The organism is Enterobacter cloacae complex sp. 2024EL-00711 (assembly GCF_047529885.1).
Lineage (GTDB): Bacteria > Pseudomonadota > Gammaproteobacteria > Enterobacterales > Enterobacteriaceae > Enterobacter > Enterobacter ludwigii.
Genome location: NZ_JBLIZC010000005.1, coordinates 166,180 through 182,829, shown reverse-complemented (window position 1 = coordinate 182,829; position 16,650 = coordinate 166,180). Strand labels below are relative to the sequence as shown.

The 16,650-nt window shown below is 54.3% G+C and carries 15 protein-coding genes; 6 read left to right on the top strand and 9 right to left on the bottom strand.

Annotated elements, in window-relative coordinates; translation table 11 throughout:
- The first annotated feature begins 108 nt into the window (after positions 1–108).
- Together exbB and exbD are read left to right on the top strand one after the other, a co-directional pair.
- Entirely contained in the window at positions 109–840 is a 732-nt protein-coding gene (exbB, locus tag ACMVME_RS15575; RefSeq protein ID WP_014171611.1) for a tol-pal system-associated acyl-CoA thioesterase, read from the top strand.
- 4 nt (positions 841–844) lie between these two features.
- Positions 845–1,270: a TonB system transport protein ExbD gene (gene exbD / locus ACMVME_RS15570; protein ID WP_014171610.1), complete on the top strand. Its 426-nt coding sequence runs from the start codon at positions 845–847 to the stop codon at positions 1,268–1,270.
- A 45-nt stretch (positions 1,271–1,315) separates the two neighbouring features.
- Here the strand turns inward: exbD and ACMVME_RS15565 are convergent, their stop codons facing one another.
- Both ACMVME_RS15565 and ACMVME_RS15560 read right to left on the bottom strand, forming a co-directional pair.
- Positions 1,316–1,768: a hypothetical protein gene (locus tag ACMVME_RS15565; RefSeq protein WP_020883661.1), complete on the bottom strand. Its 453-nt coding sequence runs from the start codon at positions 1,766–1,768 to the stop codon at positions 1,316–1,318.
- 1 nt (position 1,769) lies between these two features.
- Positions 1,770–2,174, bottom strand: coding sequence for a hypothetical protein (locus ACMVME_RS15560; RefSeq protein ID WP_020883662.1), 405 nt, complete (start codon positions 2,172–2,174; stop codon positions 1,770–1,772).
- Positions 2,175–2,276: 102 nt separating this feature from the next.
- Here ACMVME_RS15560 and ACMVME_RS15555 point away from each other — a divergent pair, with 102 nt between their 5' ends.
- Both ACMVME_RS15555 and ACMVME_RS15550 read left to right on the top strand, forming a co-directional pair.
- A complete protein-coding gene (locus ACMVME_RS15555; RefSeq protein WP_020883663.1) occupies positions 2,277–2,780 on the top strand; it encodes an ESA_00282 family adhesion-associated protein in 504 nt (167 codons plus the stop codon).
- An 81-nt stretch (positions 2,781–2,861) separates the two neighbouring features.
- A complete protein-coding gene (locus ACMVME_RS15550) occupies positions 2,862–3,350 on the top strand; it encodes a TIGR00645 family protein (RefSeq protein ID WP_014171606.1) in 489 nt (162 codons plus the stop codon).
- Positions 3,351–3,403: 53 nt separating this feature from the next.
- On the opposite strand, the gene ACMVME_RS15545 is transcribed toward ACMVME_RS15550, so the two are convergent.
- Positions 3,404–4,444 (bottom strand): aldo/keto reductase, encoded by a 1,041-nt coding sequence (locus ACMVME_RS15545; RefSeq protein WP_032680300.1) that lies wholly within the window; start codon positions 4,442–4,444, stop codon positions 3,404–3,406.
- A gap of 244 nt (positions 4,445–4,688) precedes the next feature.
- On the opposite strand from ACMVME_RS15545, the gene ACMVME_RS15540 reads away from it, so the two are divergent.
- The gene (locus ACMVME_RS15540; RefSeq protein WP_032678967.1) at positions 4,689–6,236 is read left to right on the top strand and encodes a methyl-accepting chemotaxis protein; all 1,548 of its coding nucleotides are present in this window, start codon (positions 4,689–4,691) and stop codon (positions 6,234–6,236) included.
- An 80-nt stretch (positions 6,237–6,316) separates the two neighbouring features.
- Here the strand turns inward: ACMVME_RS15540 and ACMVME_RS15535 are convergent, their stop codons facing one another.
- Together ACMVME_RS15535 and yghU are read right to left on the bottom strand one after the other, a co-directional pair.
- Positions 6,317–6,649 (bottom strand): glycine zipper domain-containing protein, encoded by a 333-nt coding sequence (locus ACMVME_RS15535; RefSeq protein WP_068795012.1) that lies wholly within the window; start codon positions 6,647–6,649, stop codon positions 6,317–6,319.
- A gap of 160 nt (positions 6,650–6,809) precedes the next feature.
- Positions 6,810–7,679 carry a glutathione-dependent disulfide-bond oxidoreductase gene (yghU, locus tag ACMVME_RS15530; RefSeq protein ID WP_020883668.1) on the bottom strand — a complete coding sequence of 290 codons (870 nt, stop codon included), beginning with the start codon at positions 7,677–7,679 and terminating at the stop codon, positions 6,810–6,812.
- 213 nt (positions 7,680–7,892) lie between these two features.
- Between yghU and gss the strand changes: the two genes are divergently transcribed.
- A complete protein-coding gene (gss, locus tag ACMVME_RS15525; RefSeq protein WP_025203162.1) occupies positions 7,893–9,755 on the top strand; it encodes a bifunctional glutathionylspermidine amidase/synthase in 1,863 nt (620 codons plus the stop codon).
- A gap of 65 nt (positions 9,756–9,820) precedes the next feature.
- Here the strand turns inward: gss and pgaD are convergent, their stop codons facing one another.
- From pgaD to pgaA, 4 genes are read right to left on the bottom strand one after another with little or no spacing between them, the layout of a single operon-like run.
- Positions 9,821–10,252, bottom strand: coding sequence for a poly-beta-1,6-N-acetyl-D-glucosamine biosynthesis protein PgaD (gene pgaD / locus ACMVME_RS15520; RefSeq protein ID WP_014171599.1), 432 nt, complete (start codon positions 10,250–10,252; stop codon positions 9,821–9,823).
- Complete coding sequence (gene pgaC / locus ACMVME_RS15515; RefSeq protein ID WP_068795011.1) at positions 10,249–11,580, bottom strand: poly-beta-1,6-N-acetyl-D-glucosamine synthase; 1,332 nt, start codon at positions 11,578–11,580, stop codon at positions 10,249–10,251. Before pgaC ends, pgaD begins: the two co-directional genes overlap by 4 nt.
- The gene (gene pgaB / locus ACMVME_RS15510; RefSeq protein WP_068795010.1) at positions 11,573–13,576 is read right to left on the bottom strand and encodes a poly-beta-1,6-N-acetyl-D-glucosamine N-deacetylase PgaB; all 2,004 of its coding nucleotides are present in this window, start codon (positions 13,574–13,576) and stop codon (positions 11,573–11,575) included. Before pgaB ends, pgaC begins: the two co-directional genes overlap by 8 nt.
- Positions 13,577–13,584: 8 nt before the next feature.
- Positions 13,585–16,023, bottom strand: coding sequence for a poly-beta-1,6 N-acetyl-D-glucosamine export porin PgaA (pgaA, locus tag ACMVME_RS15505; RefSeq protein WP_068795009.1), 2,439 nt, complete (start codon positions 16,021–16,023; stop codon positions 13,585–13,587).
- Positions 16,024–16,650 lie beyond the last annotated feature (627 nt).

The window sequence follows — 16,650 nt, the reverse complement described above, 5'->3', positions numbered from 1 at the left end:
AACGAAAATTACGGCAGTATGTAAATACTAATGAGAACTACTATCAATTCGACGACGTTTTGATATTATTACGGTCAGATTTTGTGATTTGCGTCCTGGAGATACAGAGTGGGTAATAATTTGATGCAGACGGATCTCTCCGTCTGGGGCATGTATCATCATGCTGACATCGTGGTTAAGATTGTGATGATCGGCCTGGTTCTGGCGTCCGTGATCACCTGGGCTATCTTCTTCAGTAAGAGCGTCGAACTGCTGTCGCAGAAGCGTCGCCTCAAGCGGGAACAACAACAACTGGCTGAAGCCCGCTCCCTGGATCAGGCCTTAGACATGACCTCATCCTTCCATGGAAAAAGCCTGACCACCCTGTTAGTCAACGAAGCACAGAACGAGCTGGAACTCTCCGCAGGCAGTGAAGATAACGAAGGCATTAAAGAACGTACCGGCTTCCGCCTGGAGCGTCGCGTTGCTGCCGTTGGCCGCCATATGGGCCGCGGTAACGGTTATCTGGCCACTATCGGGGCGATCTCACCGTTCATCGGTCTGTTCGGTACGGTCTGGGGCATCATGAACAGCTTTATCGGCATTGCGCAGACGCAGACCACCAACCTGGCGGTGGTTGCGCCAGGGATTGCCGAAGCGCTGCTGGCGACCGCAATCGGTCTGGTCGCGGCTATTCCTGCGGTCGTCATCTATAACATCTTCGCGCGTATGATTGGCAACTATAAAGCCACGCTCGGTGACGTCGCCGCGCAGGTGCTGTTGCTGCAAAGCCGCGATCTTGACCTCAATGCCAGCTCCGTTAAACCGGTGCATGCGGCGTCTAAACTGCGCGTAGGTTGATTGTATGGCGATGCGTCTTAACGAAAATCTGGACGATAACGGCGAAATGCATGAAATCAACGTGACGCCGTTTATCGACGTCATGCTGGTTCTGCTGATTATCTTCATGGTGGCTGCGCCGCTGGCGACGGTCGACGTGAAGGTGAATCTGCCAGCCTCTTCCAGCCAGCCGCAGCCGCGTCCTGAGAAACCTGTCTATTTGTCGGTGAAAGCGGATAAATCGATGTTCCTCGGCAACGACCCGGTGACGGATCAGTCTGTTATCCCGGCGCTGGATCAGCTCACCGGCGGCAAGAAAGACACCACGGTTTTCTTCCGCGCGGATAAAACCGTCGATTACGAAACCATGATGAAGGTAATGGACACGCTGCATCAGGCGGGTTATCTCAAGATTGGGCTGGTCGGCGAAGAGAAAGCGGCCGCGAAATAACAAAGAAGCTGGCGAAAGCCGGCTTTTTTTATGCGTGTCGGGCGATCAGTTTTTTGTCTCAGTGGACGCAGGCGCAGGCGCGTGGGACGCCAGCGCGTCTTCATCAAGCGCAACGCAGGTGACGTTTGACGTGCGGTACTCGCCGTCGGACAGTTTGCGCGTCAGACGCAGAGTGGCCACTTCTCTGGCGAGCAGATACTGATAATTGGCCTCCAGACGCCCGAGAAGCTTCTCTTTCAGCTCAGGCCGCTGTTCGATGAGGGTATTCATCACCGCGCCGTATATCTCTTCCTTCACCTGCAGAGGATAAATCTCGCGGCGATTATGCCATTTCAGGCGTACCAGCGTCGCCGGGATCGATACCAGGTCCTGAGTTATTCGCGTCATCTCGGCATTTTTTGTGTTTCGCAGTGCATCGAGATTTTGCTTTAAGATAAATTCATCACTTTTTTTGTTATCTAAAGCCAAATAAACGTCGTTATCTTTAATTTCTTTCACGTTACTCTTCCCCCAGGTTATAAAAAATAGGGTTGTTGGTTTCACGCGTAATTAGATTAAGCCAAATTTCATTGCCGGCTTCGTTTATTTCTTTGGTTTTTTCCGCGATTATTTGACTTAGTTTCTGGGCATCTATTTCACCTTCGGCCTGCAGGTCATTCAGCAGGTGGACAAAGGCTTCTATTTTAACGGCGCGAAATAACCGGTCCTTTATATGACGGTCGTGCTCTTCCAGTAACATATTACGGGATTTACCGGTGCGAGAAACGCCTATTAATATGTCAGACTCGTAATCAGAGAGCTTTCTTTTCCCCTGAGTGAAATTAGCCTCTTTTTCTGCTTCCGTCGTTTGCTGTTCCACAGGCGCAATGTGGTACTTAGCCGGGACGAGGTAGTCGGGCAGCATTTTAATTTCCTTTAATTACAACAGGGTGGGGTTGGTAAAGGCGTGAGATTCGTTGACAATATCATGAGGCAATTTTAAAATCAAAAAAAATGGAGCCTACCCATGAACAGCATTTTTTTTACGGTCATCACATTACTATTACTGACCGCTGGTGTTCTTTTATTGATGCAGGAGTTCAATAAAACGCAAGTGTCGAAAGACGCCAGTGAACCTCCGCTACCTGAACTGATGACAAAAGAGGAAGGTGAAGACCATTTCTCCGTATTGATGAACTCGGTTACACCGGTTTGGTACTGGCGGGTGAACCATGAATATATCGACTTTTTGCACGCGACAATTAAGCGAATGAAAATGTCGGAAATTAATGACACGCCTGGGTTGTTTGAAGCGCAGCGCCGCTGCAGCGACCTGAATTCCGCAGTGTATAAATATTATGACAATATCAAAAAGCGTTGCCTTAACGGTGAGAAGGTCTCCTGTTCCGATCTGGACGTATTAAACCTGCGCCAGTGTTTTCGTGAGTTCAGCCTGGAGGCGTATCCGGAACTGGTGGTGCTGGTCTGGCCGGAGTATGCGCGCCCGGACGTCAATCCTGACAATGTCTGAACGTACAACGAGTGAGTTGTTGCAAACAGTCAGCGCCGTTGAGATATACTGGGCGCTGGTTTCGTTTGCAGACAGGACTTTATGGAACGCTTCTTTGAAAACGCGATGTACGCCTCTCGCTGGATACTGGCACCCGTCTATTTTGGCCTTTCGCTGGCGCTGATTGCGCTGACGATTAAGTTTTTCCAGGAAATCTTGCATGTTCTGCCGAACATCTTTTCCATTGCCGAAGCAGATTTGATTCTGGTTCTGCTCTCGCTGGTGGATATGACGCTGGTGGGCGGATTACTGGTGATGGTGATGTTCTCCGGCTATGAGAACTTTGTCTCTCAGCTCGATATCGACGAGCGCAAAGAGAAGCTCAACTGGCTGGGCAAAATGGATGCCTCGTCGCTGAAGAATAAAGTGGCCGCGTCGATTGTGGCGATCTCATCTATCCACCTGCTACGCGTATTCATGGACGCCAAGAATGTCCCGGACAACAAACTGATGTGGTATGTGATTATCCATCTGACGTTTGTGCTGTCTGCGTTCGTGATGGGGTATCTGGATAAGATCAGTAAGAAGTAATTTCCCCCCCCTCTTCCCAGGGGAGAGGGGGGGCGTGAGTGCGACAGACCGCGCTATTTATCCGACGATGCCTGCCACAAATTCAATTCCCCATCCGCAACATGCTGGTCAATCCTTTTCAGCTCATCGTCGCTAAAGCGCAGGTTATTCAGGGCCTGCACGTTCTCTTCGATCTGCTCCGGACGGCTCGCACCAATCAGTACGGATGTCACGCGTTCATCCTTCAGCAGCCAGCTCAGCGCCATTTGCGCCATCGTCTGACCACGGGCCTGTGCCATCTCATTCAGTAAACGCAGGCTGTTCAGGTTGGCTTCAGTCAGCATGTTTTCCGTCAGACCGCGCACCTTCTTGCCTTCACGCTGCATACGAGAATCTTCAGGAATACCGTTCAGGTATTTTCCGGTCAGCAAACCCTGCGCCAGCGGCGTAAACGCAATGCAACCCGCCCCGTTTTTCTCAAGCGTATCCAGCAGGCCGGTGTGATCGACCCAGCGGTTGAGCAGGTTGTAAGATGGCTGGTGGATAAGCAGCGGGATCTTCCACTCACGTAACAGGTCCGCCATTTTCTGGGTGCGCTCTGTGGAGTAGGAGGAGATACCAACATACAGCGCTTTACCGCTCTGCACGGCCTGGGCCAGCGCAGCGGCGGTCTCTTCCATCGGCGTATTTTCATCCACGCGGTGAGAATAGAAAATATCCACATACTCCAGCCCCATGCGCTTGAGGCTCTGATCGAGGCTGGCGAGCAGGTATTTGCGCGACCCGCCCGACCCATACGGCCCCGGCCACATGTCATAGCCTGCTTTGGTTGAGATGATCAGTTCATCACGATACGCGGCAAAATCTTCCCGCAGCAGACGACCCATGTTTTCTTCCGCGCTTCCCGCCGGCGGGCCGTAGTTGTTGGCAAGATCGAAATGGGTAATGCCGAGGTCGAAGGCTTTATGCAACAGCGCCCGCTGAGAGTCGAGAGGCTGTACGTGGCCGAAACTATGCCACAGACCAAGCGACAGTGCCGGCAGGCGCAGGCCGCTTTTTCCGCAGTAGCGGTACTGCATATTTTCGTAGCGGGCGGGGTAAGGGTGCCAGGACATGATGTCTCCTTTCTTGTCGATGAATTTTCGAAACAACGTTTTCATTCTGTGCTTATCAAATCACAAATCCTGTTGATAAGCGATGACATGCCTGACCGCCGGGAATGATTAACTTCTGCTGTGCTACCAGTGAAGTCGTGCTAATCAAAAATAATCACAAAAGGTTATAATTTCCGCTTTCTCTGCCGATAACGAAAGTAGTACTCGCCTCTGGGCGAATTCACCCTCACGGCAAGGAAGACTTATGAATATGTTGCGTAATTTCACGATCCGTTTCGTCATGCTGACGATTCTCGGGATCTTTTGTTTAATGTGGGCGGGCGTGGGGCTTTACAGCACCTGGTCTCTGTCACGGGTATCAGAGGGCAATGAGGTGGATCGCCAGCTGGTCAAACAGATGACCATACTCAGTCAGGGTAACGATCAGTATTTTCGCTTTGTAACCCGGTTGAGTCGCGCGATGGAAGTGAAAGCCGCGGGTGGCACACCGGACCTGGCCCCTGCCCAGCAGGCGCTGGACAATATGGGGAAGAAACTGGCTGAGATGAAGGCAATCTCACCAGGACCGATGGATGAGCAAGTTTCAGCTCAGGTGATCGGTAGCTGGCAGGCTTTGCTTGAGCAGGGCGTAACGCCGCAAATGCAGCAGGCGAAGCAGTCCTCTCTGGAGGGCTACCGTCAGCAGGCGAATAACATCACCCCTCCGCTGAGTCGTGCGTTTGGTGCTGCTGCGGAGAACTTTAACAACGCGGCCGCCCGGGCACTCGACAGCACCCGAGTCGTCGTAGACAGCCTGACCAGCATGACCCGCACGGTGATTATCACCGCCACGATTATTGGCCTGTTAATCCTGCTCTTCACCGACCGTTACCTGGTGGCGATGCTGGTAAAACCGCTGGCTCGCATTCGCCAGCAGTTCCGCCAGATTGCCCAGGGCGATCTCAGTCAACCGATTGAACCGTTCGGTCGCAACTGCGTGGGGCAACTGGTTCCCCTGCTGAGCGCGATGCAGGATAGCCTGCGAGAAGCGGTGAGCTCTATTCGCTCCGGCAGCGAGAATATCTGGCGCGGCGCGACGGAGATCTCCAGCGGTAATAACGATCTCTCGTCCCGTACCGAAGAGCAGGCCGCCGCACTGGAAGAGACGGCGGCCAGCATGGAACAGCTGACCGCCACCGTGAAGCTGAATGCGGAAAGCGCGCGTCAGGCCAGCCAGCTGGCGGATGTGGCGTCAACAACGGCCAGCCGCGGCGGCTCGCTGGTGGAAGAGGTGGTGACCACCATGAGCGGTATTTCTGAGAGCTCGAAGAAGATTGCTGAAATCACCAATGTGATCAACAGCATTGCCTTCCAGACCAATATCCTGGCGCTCAACGCTGCCGTGGAAGCGGCGCGTGCGGGCGAGCAGGGACGTGGGTTTGCCGTCGTGGCCGGCGAGGTGCGTAACCTGGCAAGCCGCAGCGCCAACGCGGCAAAAGAAATTGAGGGATTGATTACCGATTCCGTTTCCCGCGTAGAGCAGGGCGCAAAGCTGGTGGGCGACACGGGCACCACCATGGATGCCATTTTGCGTGATGTGACGGAAGTGACGACCATCATGAAGCAAATCGCGTCTGCGTCTGAGGAGCAAAGTAAGGGGATTTCGCAGGTGGGTATTGCTATCACGCAAATGGATGGCGTGACACAGCAAAACGCCTCGCTTGTGGAAGAGGTCTCGGCAGCGGCCTCCGCGCTTGAACGTCAGACCGAAGAGCTTCAGCGGTCGGTGCAGAAATTCCGCCTCTCGGCATAAACACTGCTAAAAGGCCGCCGTGTGCGGCCTTTTTTTCGATTAAATGCAGGCGAGCCAAACGGAGCGCCGCCCGCCGCTTATCAGTGGGTGGCTTCACCAATCAGTGCGCCAGAGCCGGCACCGACGGCGGCCCCTTTCAGTACGCTGTTGCCTGTTACCGCTGCAGCACCTGCGCCCACCACGGCGCCCACCGCGCCGCCTTTACGCGCAGCTTTACCTTTGTCGCCGTTTTTGAACATCGCACCGGTACCCGCGCCAACGACCGCACCGCCTACCGTGGATTTCAAATCTTTGCCCGTGGCTGCGCCAATTGCTGCACCGGCCACTGCACCGGCGGCGGTTTTATCTATCGTCATACCAGAAGTGGAAAAGATCAGGGTGCTGATAATCAGCGCTGTTTTCATCAATTTCATAACAAATCCTTTGTGACTGCTGTCGGTTGAGTCCGCTTTTCTCGTCATCTGACCTGAGAAAAACGTCCGCATAGTGCCAGTAATACCGGCTCAACCCTTAAGCAAATCATGCCCCTGGCAGGGATCCCTGTTGCCGGGCGGTGGTCCGCCCGGCAGAGAATTACGCCTGACGCTTGTCTTCCGTATTGGTCTCGAAGTCGCTCGCCGCGTGGCGTTCGTGGAGCTGCTCGTTGAGCTCGCCGCTGGTGCGGTTAACGATACGCCCGCGCTTCACGGCAGGGCGGTGTGCCACATCTTTCGCCCAGCGCTGAACGTTGGTGTACTTCTCAGCGTCGAGGAACTCGGCGGCGTTATACACGCTACCCAGCGCCACACAGCCGAACCACGGCCAGACCGCCATATCGGCGATGGTGTACTCTTCACCGGCCACGTAGCGGCTACGCGCCAGCTGTTTATCCAGCACGTCGAACAGGCGTTTGGCTTCCATCGTGAAGCGGTCAATCGCGTACTCAATCTTCACCGGTGCGTAGTTATAGAAGTGGCCGAAACCGCCGCCGAGGAACGGGGCCGCGCCCTGCAGCCAGAACAGCCAGTTCAGGGTTTCCGTACGTCCCGCCGGATCTTTTGGCAGGAAATGGCCGAACTTCTCTGCCAGATAGAGCAGGATGCTGCCGGATTCAAATACGCGCGTGGGCGGTGTCGTGGAGTGGTCACGCAGCGCCGGTATTTTCGAGTTCGGGTTCACTTCAACAAAGCCGCTGGAGAACTGGTCGCCTTCACCAATGCGAATCAACCATGCATCGTACTCGGCACCCGTCACGCCAAGCGCCAGAAGCTCTTCCAGCATGATGGTCACTTTCTGCCCGTTTGGTGTGCCCAGAGAATAGAGCTGCAGCGGATGCGAACCCACGGGTAACTCTTTCTCATGCGTCGCACCGGAGATAGGACGGTTAATATTGGCGAACGCGCCGCCGCCGTTCTTTTTCCATTCCCACACTTTGGGTGGCTGATAGGTATTTTCGTCTGACATGTTGGCCTGCCTTTTTTGTGATGTGTTGAGGGAGTGTAGCAGGAGTTCATGGGAGGGTTTAGCGAACTGAGCGCAATACATTTCTCCTTCGCGCCACACTACACAGACAGCGGAACGGGTGTATGATAAATCCCACCTCTGTCAGGTTAATTACAACGTGCAGACGACGACAACCCTTTCAACATTGCCGCCTGCCCGTCTTAGGTTGGATACATGCGTAAAGGAAAGTTAAGCAGTGACGCGCCATTCGGGACGTTATTAGGTTATGCGCCGGGTGGCGTGGCGATTTACTCTTCAAACTACGGCAGTCTCGATCCGCGTCGTTATCCGGAAGACGCGGATTTTCGCAGCTATATTGGCAATGAATACATGGGCCACAAGTGGCAGTGTGTTGAGTTCGCCCGCCGTTTTCTGTTCCTCAATTATGGATGTGTTTTCACCGACGTCGGTATGGCGTGGGAGATCTTCTCTCTGCGCTTTTTGCGCCAGGTCGTGAACGATAACATCCTGCCGCTTCAGGCCTTTGCCAATGGGTCGAAACGCGCGCCGCAGGCCGGGGCGTTGCTTATCTGGCAAAAGGGCGGGGAGTTTCATGAGACCGGCCACGTTGCCGTGATCGCGCAACTGTTGGACGATAAGGTGCGCATTGCCGAGCAGAACGTTATTCACTCCCCGCTCCCGCTCGGGCAGCAGTGGACGCGCGAGCTGCGAATGACCGTTGAGAACGGTACTTACACGCTGCATGACACCTTTAACGATACCGAAATTCTCGGCTGGATGATCCAGACGGACGACACGGAGCACAGCATCCCGCAGCCGGAACTCGACGGTGAACTGCTCAAAATCAGCGGTGCGCGGCTGAAGAATAAACGTCAGTTTGACGGGAAATGGCTCAACGAAAACGACGCCCTGCAGCAGGCATATGTCCGCGCAAACGGCCACTTTATCAATAAAGATCCCTGCCAGTATTTTACCATCACCGAAAGTGCCGAGCAGGAGCTGATCAAAGCGACCAATGAACTGCACCTGATGTACCTGCACGCGACCGACAAAGTGCTGAAGGACGATAACTTACTGGCGCTTTTTGACATCCCTAAAATCCTCTGGCCGCGTCTGCGCCTCTCATGGCAGTGGCGTCGTCACCATATGATCACCGGTCGTATGGATTTCTGTATGGATGAGCGTGGCATCAAGGTTTACGAGTACAACGCCGATTCTGCCTCCTGCCACACGGAAGGGGGATTAATCCTCGAAGAGTGGGTGAAGAACGGTTATCGCGGTAACGGCCACAATCCGGCGGAAGGTTTGCTGGAAGAACTTACCGGCGCGTGGAAGCACAGCCATGCGCGTCCGTTCGTGCACATCATGCAGGACAATGACGTCGAAGAGGATTATCACGCGCTCTTTATTCAGCGCTCTCTGCTGCAGGCCGGGTTTGAAACCAAAATTCTGCATGGGCTTAACGCTCTCAGCTGGGATGCGGCCGGGCAACTGATTGACGACGAAGGCCGTCACGTTAACTGCGTGTGGAAAACCTGGGCGTGGGAGACGGCGATAGAGCAGATCCGCGAGGTGAGCGAAACCGAATACGCCGCCGTGCCGATCCGCACAGGGCATCCGGCGGGTGACGTACGGCTGATTGACGTCCTGCTGCGTCCGGAAGTGCTGGTGTTCGAACCGCTGTGGACGGTTATTCCCGGCAACAAGGCGATCCTCCCGGTGCTCTGGCAGCTGTTCCCGAATCACCGTTATCTGCTCGATACCGATTTCGAGGTTAACGACCTGCTGAAACAAACCGGTTACGCCATCAAACCGATTGCCGGACGCTGCGGCAGCAATATCGATCTGATTAGCGCCGGGGATGAAGTGCTGGATAAATCGAGCGGCAAGTTTGTCGATCGCAAAAATATCTACCAGCAGCTGTGGTGCCTGCCGAAGGTGGATGGCAAGCATATCCAGGTCTGTACGTTTACCGTGGGCGGTAACTACGGCGGCACCTGTCTGCGCGGGGATGATTCGCTGGTGGTGAAGAAAGAGAGCGACATCGAACCGTTGATTGTGGTGAAAGACAAGTAAGCCGTTCCGGCTGTCAACACACACCCGCAAGTGTTCCTTGCGGGTGTTTTTCGTTTTCCGGCGGCTCAGGGATGCTCGTCGTGCTGCTGACTTATCTTCAGGTCAATGATGCGGCCGATCTGGTCATGATAGACCGTCAGCAAATTGTACTGACTCATCTCTGAAATGATTTGTGGGGGAACGTTAAAGCTTCTCGCCAGCTCATCGTGACGCCAGGCATCGGGACGCCGCCGCCTTACCTGGGCGCGACGACGATTGTACTGATACCACAGAATGAGCAACCAGCCGTTAAGCGCGGCGATCAGCAAATAGATCAGCACCGTATTAAACGAGGCAATAATAATGCCCCAGCGGTAGTTGCTCTCCTCGGTTACCTGCATCCACAGATTGGCATAGAGGAAAAACAGAAAACCTCCCCATGCCAGCAGCGTCAGCACCGCATCAAAAAGACGGGGCAATAGCCGATGTTCAGTCAGAATTAGCGTATTTTCGTTCATTGAATGCTTCCTTTTCCCCGGTCCGGACTGATCCAGCGCGCACGTGCACGCTGGCGTTTAAGCATGACTTTTGGAAAGGCGACGAGGGTGGTGAACAGACCAATCATCCAGTACACCATCGGGAACCAGATCACCCAGAAAAGCGAACTCGCCACGTTTCTTTCATAGCGTCGCTCGATATACAAACTGACGAGGAATTGCATCAGACACATGACCCCCAGAAGCAACCCGGTAAATTCAGGAGGAAACAGACTCTCGACGGTCAGGTTTGTGGGTAACGTAATGATATGGCTGACAATGAAAAGCAACACGGTCACCGCATAGGCGAATGCCCACAGCGTTGACAACGCGTACTCTAAAAACAGCGGCCACATGCGATGATGTTCCCAGCGCACGATCTTGCGAAGGTTAACCAGAAAGACCTCTGCACCGCCCTGAGCCCAGCGTAAACGCTGTTTCCACAGACCTTTTAACGTCTCTGGCATCAGGATCCAGCACAGCGCCCGCGGCTCAAAAAAGATATCCCAGTGTCGAAGCTGAAGCTTCCAGCTGATGTCGATATCTTCGGTGATCATATCCGGGCTCCAGTACCCCACATCTGCCAGCGCCTGTCGGCGAAAGGCCGCAATAACCCCGGAGACGGTAAAGACCCTGCCGTAGATCCGCTGCGTCCGTTTGATGAGACCAATAATCGATGAGAACTCGCCTACCTGAATACGGCCAATCAGCGTTGATCGTGTGCGAATACGCGGATTCCCGGTGACGGCCCCGACGTGGGGATACTTAATCAGCGGCTCTACCAGATAGGCTGCGGTATCACGATCGAGCAGGGCGTCGCCATCAATACAGACCAGCAGATCGCCGCGTGCCGCCGCCGCGCCGGCCTTAAGCGCCACCGCCTTCCCCTGGTTTTCTGCGAGGTGAATGACGCGCAGGCGCGGCTGTTCGTGCGCCAGCTGCTGCAGCACCTCTGCGGTGTTGTCAGAAGAACCATCGTTGATCGCGATAACTTCGATATGGGGGTAGCGCTGATCCAGCGCGGCGCTAATGGTCTCCCGGGCATTTCTTTCCTCGTTGAAACACGGGATCAGGATTGAAATTAACGGATCGCCGTCTAACGTGGGAGCAGGCGTCTGCTTATCCCATGACCAGTGCCGTTCAAGCTGAAACCAGAAATAGAGCCCCCCGGTTATCCAGAGCACGGACATGAACAGTGGCCAGAAGAAGACAAAATCCAGAATCAGTTCTCCGGTAAAGAGGGCTGCCACGCCCAGAGGCAACCCGAATACCAGGCATAAAATAGAGAATGCGATAATGCGATCAGTCATTGTCAGGGTACCAGTACGAAGAGAATTCAGGCCTGATGCGTGAAATATCAGGTTGGTTGTTGATGAAATCGTCGGGGTAGTAACCATAATTTTTGATGCCGTTCAGCTGGAGTACGCGCATCCACTGCGCCAGACGCGTGTCGGGCACGGCACGTTGAGGTTTCTGCTCCCAGTCCCGGGCCTGTAGCTCGAAAATGGTTTTATTGAGCGCTCCGGGCCGTGCGGCAACGGCGGCGATCAACCGCGTGAGCCAGGCATCGCTTTCCTCTGCCGGAACGGATTCCATCAGCGGCATAGCCATCGGAACCGTCCAGTCGTAGGTCATCAGAAAATCATCCAGATTTTGTGCAAACCACGCTTCGCTCTCGGGCTGCAGGATGGGCAGGGCGAACATATTCCGCGCGGTTTTAATCTGCGGGCCGCGTATGTTTTTCACCGCCTGGCTAAGGCTGCGGGTAAAGCCGATGAGCGTCTGACTTTTAAAGCGACTCCAGGCGTGAAGGGCGGCCGGATCGTGTTGCATCGCGGCGATGCTGCGGTTATTCCAGGCGCGCAGGGCATCCGGGCCGGCATCTTCAAAGTCTGTCAGTACCGCATCGTCGTGAAATAAGATCCCATTGAAGCTGGCGTAGCGGGCAAGATCTTCATAGATTTCCGTGACCTGCTGACGAACCTCGGGGTTCCACGGGGAGAGGCGGATGTAGGGGTCGGTAGCCTCGTGCAATTGGCCCGTTTGACGATCCCAGCGCTGTACCCGCGGGAGTGCGGGTGAGAGATCGAAAGAGAGCACCGGCATCCACGCATAGACTTTTACGCCTGCACGGGTTTGCAGCTGCCAGGCGACAAAATTAAACAGATCGGCGCGCACCGGAAGCCGGCTGTTAGGGAAGTAGAGCGCTTTGATCGTGCCATCGCCCAGCGGATCGGAAAACGCCTGCAGGAAAACATGACTGATTTTCATGTCGTAAACCCGCTGGACAAGTTTGTTGATATTGTTGGTTTGCTGGGCCGGATCGGGATCGTAGACATAATCGAGATCGACATGCATGACGCGCACGGGATCGGCCTCCTGAATCTGGCTGACCGTGCTGGCAAAGGATTTGAGCGAGGGATTTCCGGAAATCAAAAGACGCGGAATATTGCCGAGATCGCGCACATCCGCCAGCCCATCCTCAAGGGTAAAGGCCAGTTGATAACCCTGCTTTCTGGCGATGGCGAGCGATGTGCCGTTCGCGGCGCCATAGGGCCAGACCCAGGCGCGGGGCGCTTTTCCCGTCACCCGCGTAATTTTATCGGTAACTTTGCGCACGTCATCAGCGATCCGCTGGTTGAACTGCCGATCGGTTTCATAACGCCCCGTCGCTTTATCGTAAAAGCGGTTGGCGATGGCGGGTTCACGGCTTCCCTGTGGGTTAGCCGGTATGCCGTAATGCGAAGCCCAGGTATGCGAGCCAATCTCAACCAGCGGAGACTGGCTTAGCTCCCGCACCATATCCCAGGTTGCAAAGCGCTCGCGGGGCGTCATCAGTCCGCCGAAATTGACCTGCTGATTCGCTGGCGTATCTACCCAACTGCCCACCGGTGCCCACAGCGCAGGGACGTTCCAGGCCTGAAGGAGTGGCCAGACGCGGGTGTAGAAACTGCTGTAGCCATCATCAAAACTGAGTAAATAGGCTCTGGGCGGCAGCGTTTTTTTGCCCTCATGCGCATCCAGAATATCCTGCACGCTAATGGCGTGATAACCGTGATGCACAAGCCAGCCGATCTGCTCGTTTAGGGCGCTGGTACGAACGGACAGGTAGCGCTGATCGGCTGCATCATCTTCAACGTCATGGTAGGCCAGAACCAGAAAATGGTTTTTTGGCCAGGGTTTACTTGCCTCAGGCTGTGGCCGTTCCTGGGGGGATATAAACGAGAGGGCCTGAGCGCAGACGCTCGCGCTGAGGCATAACCAGCCGATAATTATCAGGCTAACAGAAAAACGTTTGTTCAGCATATTCATCCTTAAAAGCGTAAATTCGCATCAAACGTGACGGAGAGATTGCTTTCTCGTTTACCGTCGAAAGGGCGCTTGTCCCAGTTCAGCATCACGCCGCTATCAATGACGTTGTTCCATTGAATGCGCTGCCCGTAACCCAGCAGGGCGATGGCGCCAGCGGGCTGATTTTTCTGCCAGTATTCCCCACCGCCGAGAACGACCTGCTGGCTCCAGAGCGTGTCGTAATGGCGGTACATCTGATGATCGACGGACAGGGCCGCCGTTACGGAGAGATCCCGCTCCGGGTTGTAATAGAGCGTGTCTCGCAGGGTGTTGGTACTCGCTGATATACCCGGTTCGAGATCCAGCATCAGGGTGGGTGTCTGCCACAGCCGCTCTTTACCCGTAAGGGCGAACTCCTGGCGGCGGTTATGGTCGGAAAAGTGGCTGGCAGAGGCGTTAAACTGGTACTCACGGCGTTCGTTTTGATACCAGCGGACCCAGCCTTCTCCCCGGTTTGCGCTGACGCCATTACGCAGTGCCCGTAAAGGCGTCGTGCGTGAAAGACGTTCAAGGTTTCCACCCACCTGCCAGCTATCGTTCAGGCTGTACGCCGCCGAGAGGCGAGCACCGGGCTTGTTTGCACCGTGATAATGGTTACCGGAGAGTTCTGCTTCGACCAGAAGGTCGCGAGGCCGCCATTCGACGCCGGCAAACAGGTGGCGGCTGCTGCCTTTGCCTTCGTCGAAATTGCCCTGCGCAAATCGGGTTCCACCAAACAGCCGCCAGTTATCCGCGACGGGCGGACCGTAGAGCGTGGCATCCCAGCTCAGATCGTGTGTGCCGCTGACGGGGTTATCAGAGTGCAGTCCTTTGCCCGCGTTCAGACGCAGTTCGGACAGATGATGGACGTCTCTGAGCCTGTCCAGACGTCGGGCGCTCCCGTCGACAGGCGCGCGGGCGATAACGTCATCGGCCAGTAAATCCATCTGTCGCCACTCCTGCAGATCCATTGCGACGTAGGCCTGCTGCCGTTCCAGCTCGATATTGGATGGCTCCAGCGTCTCGGCCATTTTGAGCTTTTTCTCCGCCGCCCGCGGCAGACCCCGCGCCTGAAGTAAGGTGGCGTAATCAATCTGTAATCCCTGATTTCCCGGCGCTGACGCAGCCAGACGTTGCGCCAGCTTTTCGGCTTGCGGAAGGGCATTGGTCATCAGCAAATAGTTAAAGGTGAGCGACTGCCCGATGAGCCATTGATCGTTGGGTTGCGGGGTTGGCGAACCGAAATCGTAGCGGGTCCAGGGCGTGTTACGGGTTATTCGCTCAACATACTGGCGAGCGGCCTGATACTCCCCGGTATCCAGCCAGGCGTAGAAGAGCGCATGATCGTCGTCCTGCGGATCCGGCGCATAGTCCGGATAACGTTTGAGAAGCGAGAGGGCGGCATCGGCATTTTTCTCCTCCAGATACGCGGAGATAACCCAGCCAATTGCCCAGGTCGGCACGGGATGCTGAGCCGACGTTAATGCCTGATATTCCCTGATGACCTGTTGATAATTACCGTGGGCGTGAAGCGCGCCAAGCCGATCGACACGGGCCCGGATAACGTCCTCCGCTGCCTGAGGTTCGTTTTGCCAGCGGGACAGCAGTTCGTCATAGCGGTTCAGCGCCGCTTGCGCGAGCTGCAAACGCTCTGTTTCAGTACGGGCAGGCACATCGGCGAGGCGTACCATTTCGGCGGCGGCGTTGAGTGCCAGGCGGCGACGTTGCGCGGGGGGCAGTGTCACCGTTTGTGAAAGCCGCAGGGCAGGCGTGTCGGCCCGGTTGTCTGTTAACGCATCAATCAACTCAGTACGAAGGGCGTCATCCGCTGGCGCACTATTCAACGCACGGATGTCTGCCAAAAGCCGCTCCTGGTTTTTCCCCTGGCGTGAATAGACATAAGAGAGCGTCTGGAGGTGAGCCAGAGAGGGCTTTTCCGCCACCCGTTGCCGGGCTTCCTGCAGAGCCAGTGTATCCATGCGGGCGTCGGCGAGGGTTTTGATGTAGCCGATGCGATAATCGTCGTTATCCGGTGCAAGGTTACACGCCTCCTTCCAGAGCATTAACGCAGGTTGCCACGCCTTTTGGTTTCGCCTTGCCTGAGCAGCAGCAGCCACGCCACGGGCAGGAAGAGGCATATAAACCTTGTAACGCAGCCAGACCTGAATAACGTCGTCATCACGACCCGCCCAGGACGCCACCTGCAACCAGTCCGCAACCTGCTCAGGCGTCAGGGCATGTTGCTGCTGATAACGCTGAAGATATTGCAGAAAAGGTGCGTAATTACCGTTACGCGCCTGCTGAATCTGTTGTACATATACTGATTCTGCTGCCTGAACCAGAAAGGGGAAAAGTAATAACAGAAACAATAAAGCGGGAGTGCGGTAAAAGAATAACGTATTGAAGCGAAGTGATCTTTCCATATCTATTTGCCATTTGTTTATCATAAATCCATTGCATAACACGGCTGCCTTTAAGTACGGGGTTAAAGGCCATAAATGAGAACGTTTAATCTGAATGCAGTTACGTTATGGGGTACTTACTTAAAGGTAATTATGGGTCCTTATGGTCAGGGCTAAGTGGCTGGTAATGTACACCCGATATGTTGGCAGATAAATATGTTGAAAAGCAGGGTGGTTGTTTTGAGATAATTCTGTAATGAGCTGTCCTAAACGATTATTTTGAAATGAATTTATATTTATAACTTTATGATTTTATTGATTTTTATTTATATTGTGACAAATTTGTTTATATTTTTAATGTGCCTTATTGGTGTGAATTAAAGTACTTTCCGGTGCATGTTTGGGAAGTTTCATGACAAAAATTCTTAATATCCATAAAAGTGACTTTTCTGAGATTGTTTTTTACTTATAATTAATGGCAGCCATTGAATGATAGTCTATGGGAAGGCGTATCAATGAATGTGCGAATTGAGGGTCAATCAAAGCCAGAATACATTTATCGTTAATATAAAAGCGCTATAAAACGAAGGCGGACTTCTTTCCGAAGGGTCGTTCTTGCTTTAATCTAAAAGGGATGGTTAGTGGCAA

Coding starts and splice junctions, on each gene's coding strand:
- exbD (WP_014171610.1), top strand. CDS start 845: ATGGCGATGCGTCTTAACGAAAATCTGGACGATAACGGCGAAATGCAT.
- ACMVME_RS15560 (WP_020883662.1), bottom strand. CDS start 2,174: ATGCTGCCCGACTACCTCGTCCCGGCTAAGTACCACATTGCGCCTGTG.
- ACMVME_RS15555 (WP_020883663.1), top strand. CDS start 2,277: ATGAACAGCATTTTTTTTACGGTCATCACATTACTATTACTGACCGCT.
- ACMVME_RS15550 (WP_014171606.1), top strand. CDS start 2,862: ATGGAACGCTTCTTTGAAAACGCGATGTACGCCTCTCGCTGGATACTG.
- ACMVME_RS15545 (WP_032680300.1), bottom strand. CDS start 4,444: ATGTCCTGGCACCCTTACCCCGCCCGCTACGAAAATATGCAGTACCGC.
- ACMVME_RS15540 (WP_032678967.1), top strand. CDS start 4,689: ATGAATATGTTGCGTAATTTCACGATCCGTTTCGTCATGCTGACGATT.
- ACMVME_RS15535 (WP_068795012.1), bottom strand. CDS start 6,649: ATGAAATTGATGAAAACAGCGCTGATTATCAGCACCCTGATCTTTTCC.
- yghU (WP_020883668.1), bottom strand. CDS start 7,679: ATGTCAGACGAAAATACCTATCAGCCACCCAAAGTGTGGGAATGGAAA.
- gss (WP_025203162.1), top strand. CDS start 7,893: ATGCGTAAAGGAAAGTTAAGCAGTGACGCGCCATTCGGGACGTTATTA.
- pgaD (WP_014171599.1), bottom strand. CDS start 10,252: ATGAACGAAAATACGCTAATTCTGACTGAACATCGGCTATTGCCCCGT.
- pgaC (WP_068795011.1), bottom strand. CDS start 11,580: ATGACTGATCGCATTATCGCATTCTCTATTTTATGCCTGGTATTCGGG.
- pgaB (WP_068795010.1), bottom strand. CDS start 13,576: ATGCTGAACAAACGTTTTTCTGTTAGCCTGATAATTATCGGCTGGTTA.
- pgaA (WP_068795009.1), bottom strand. CDS start 16,023: ATGGAAAGATCACTTCGCTTCAATACGTTATTCTTTTACCGCACTCCC.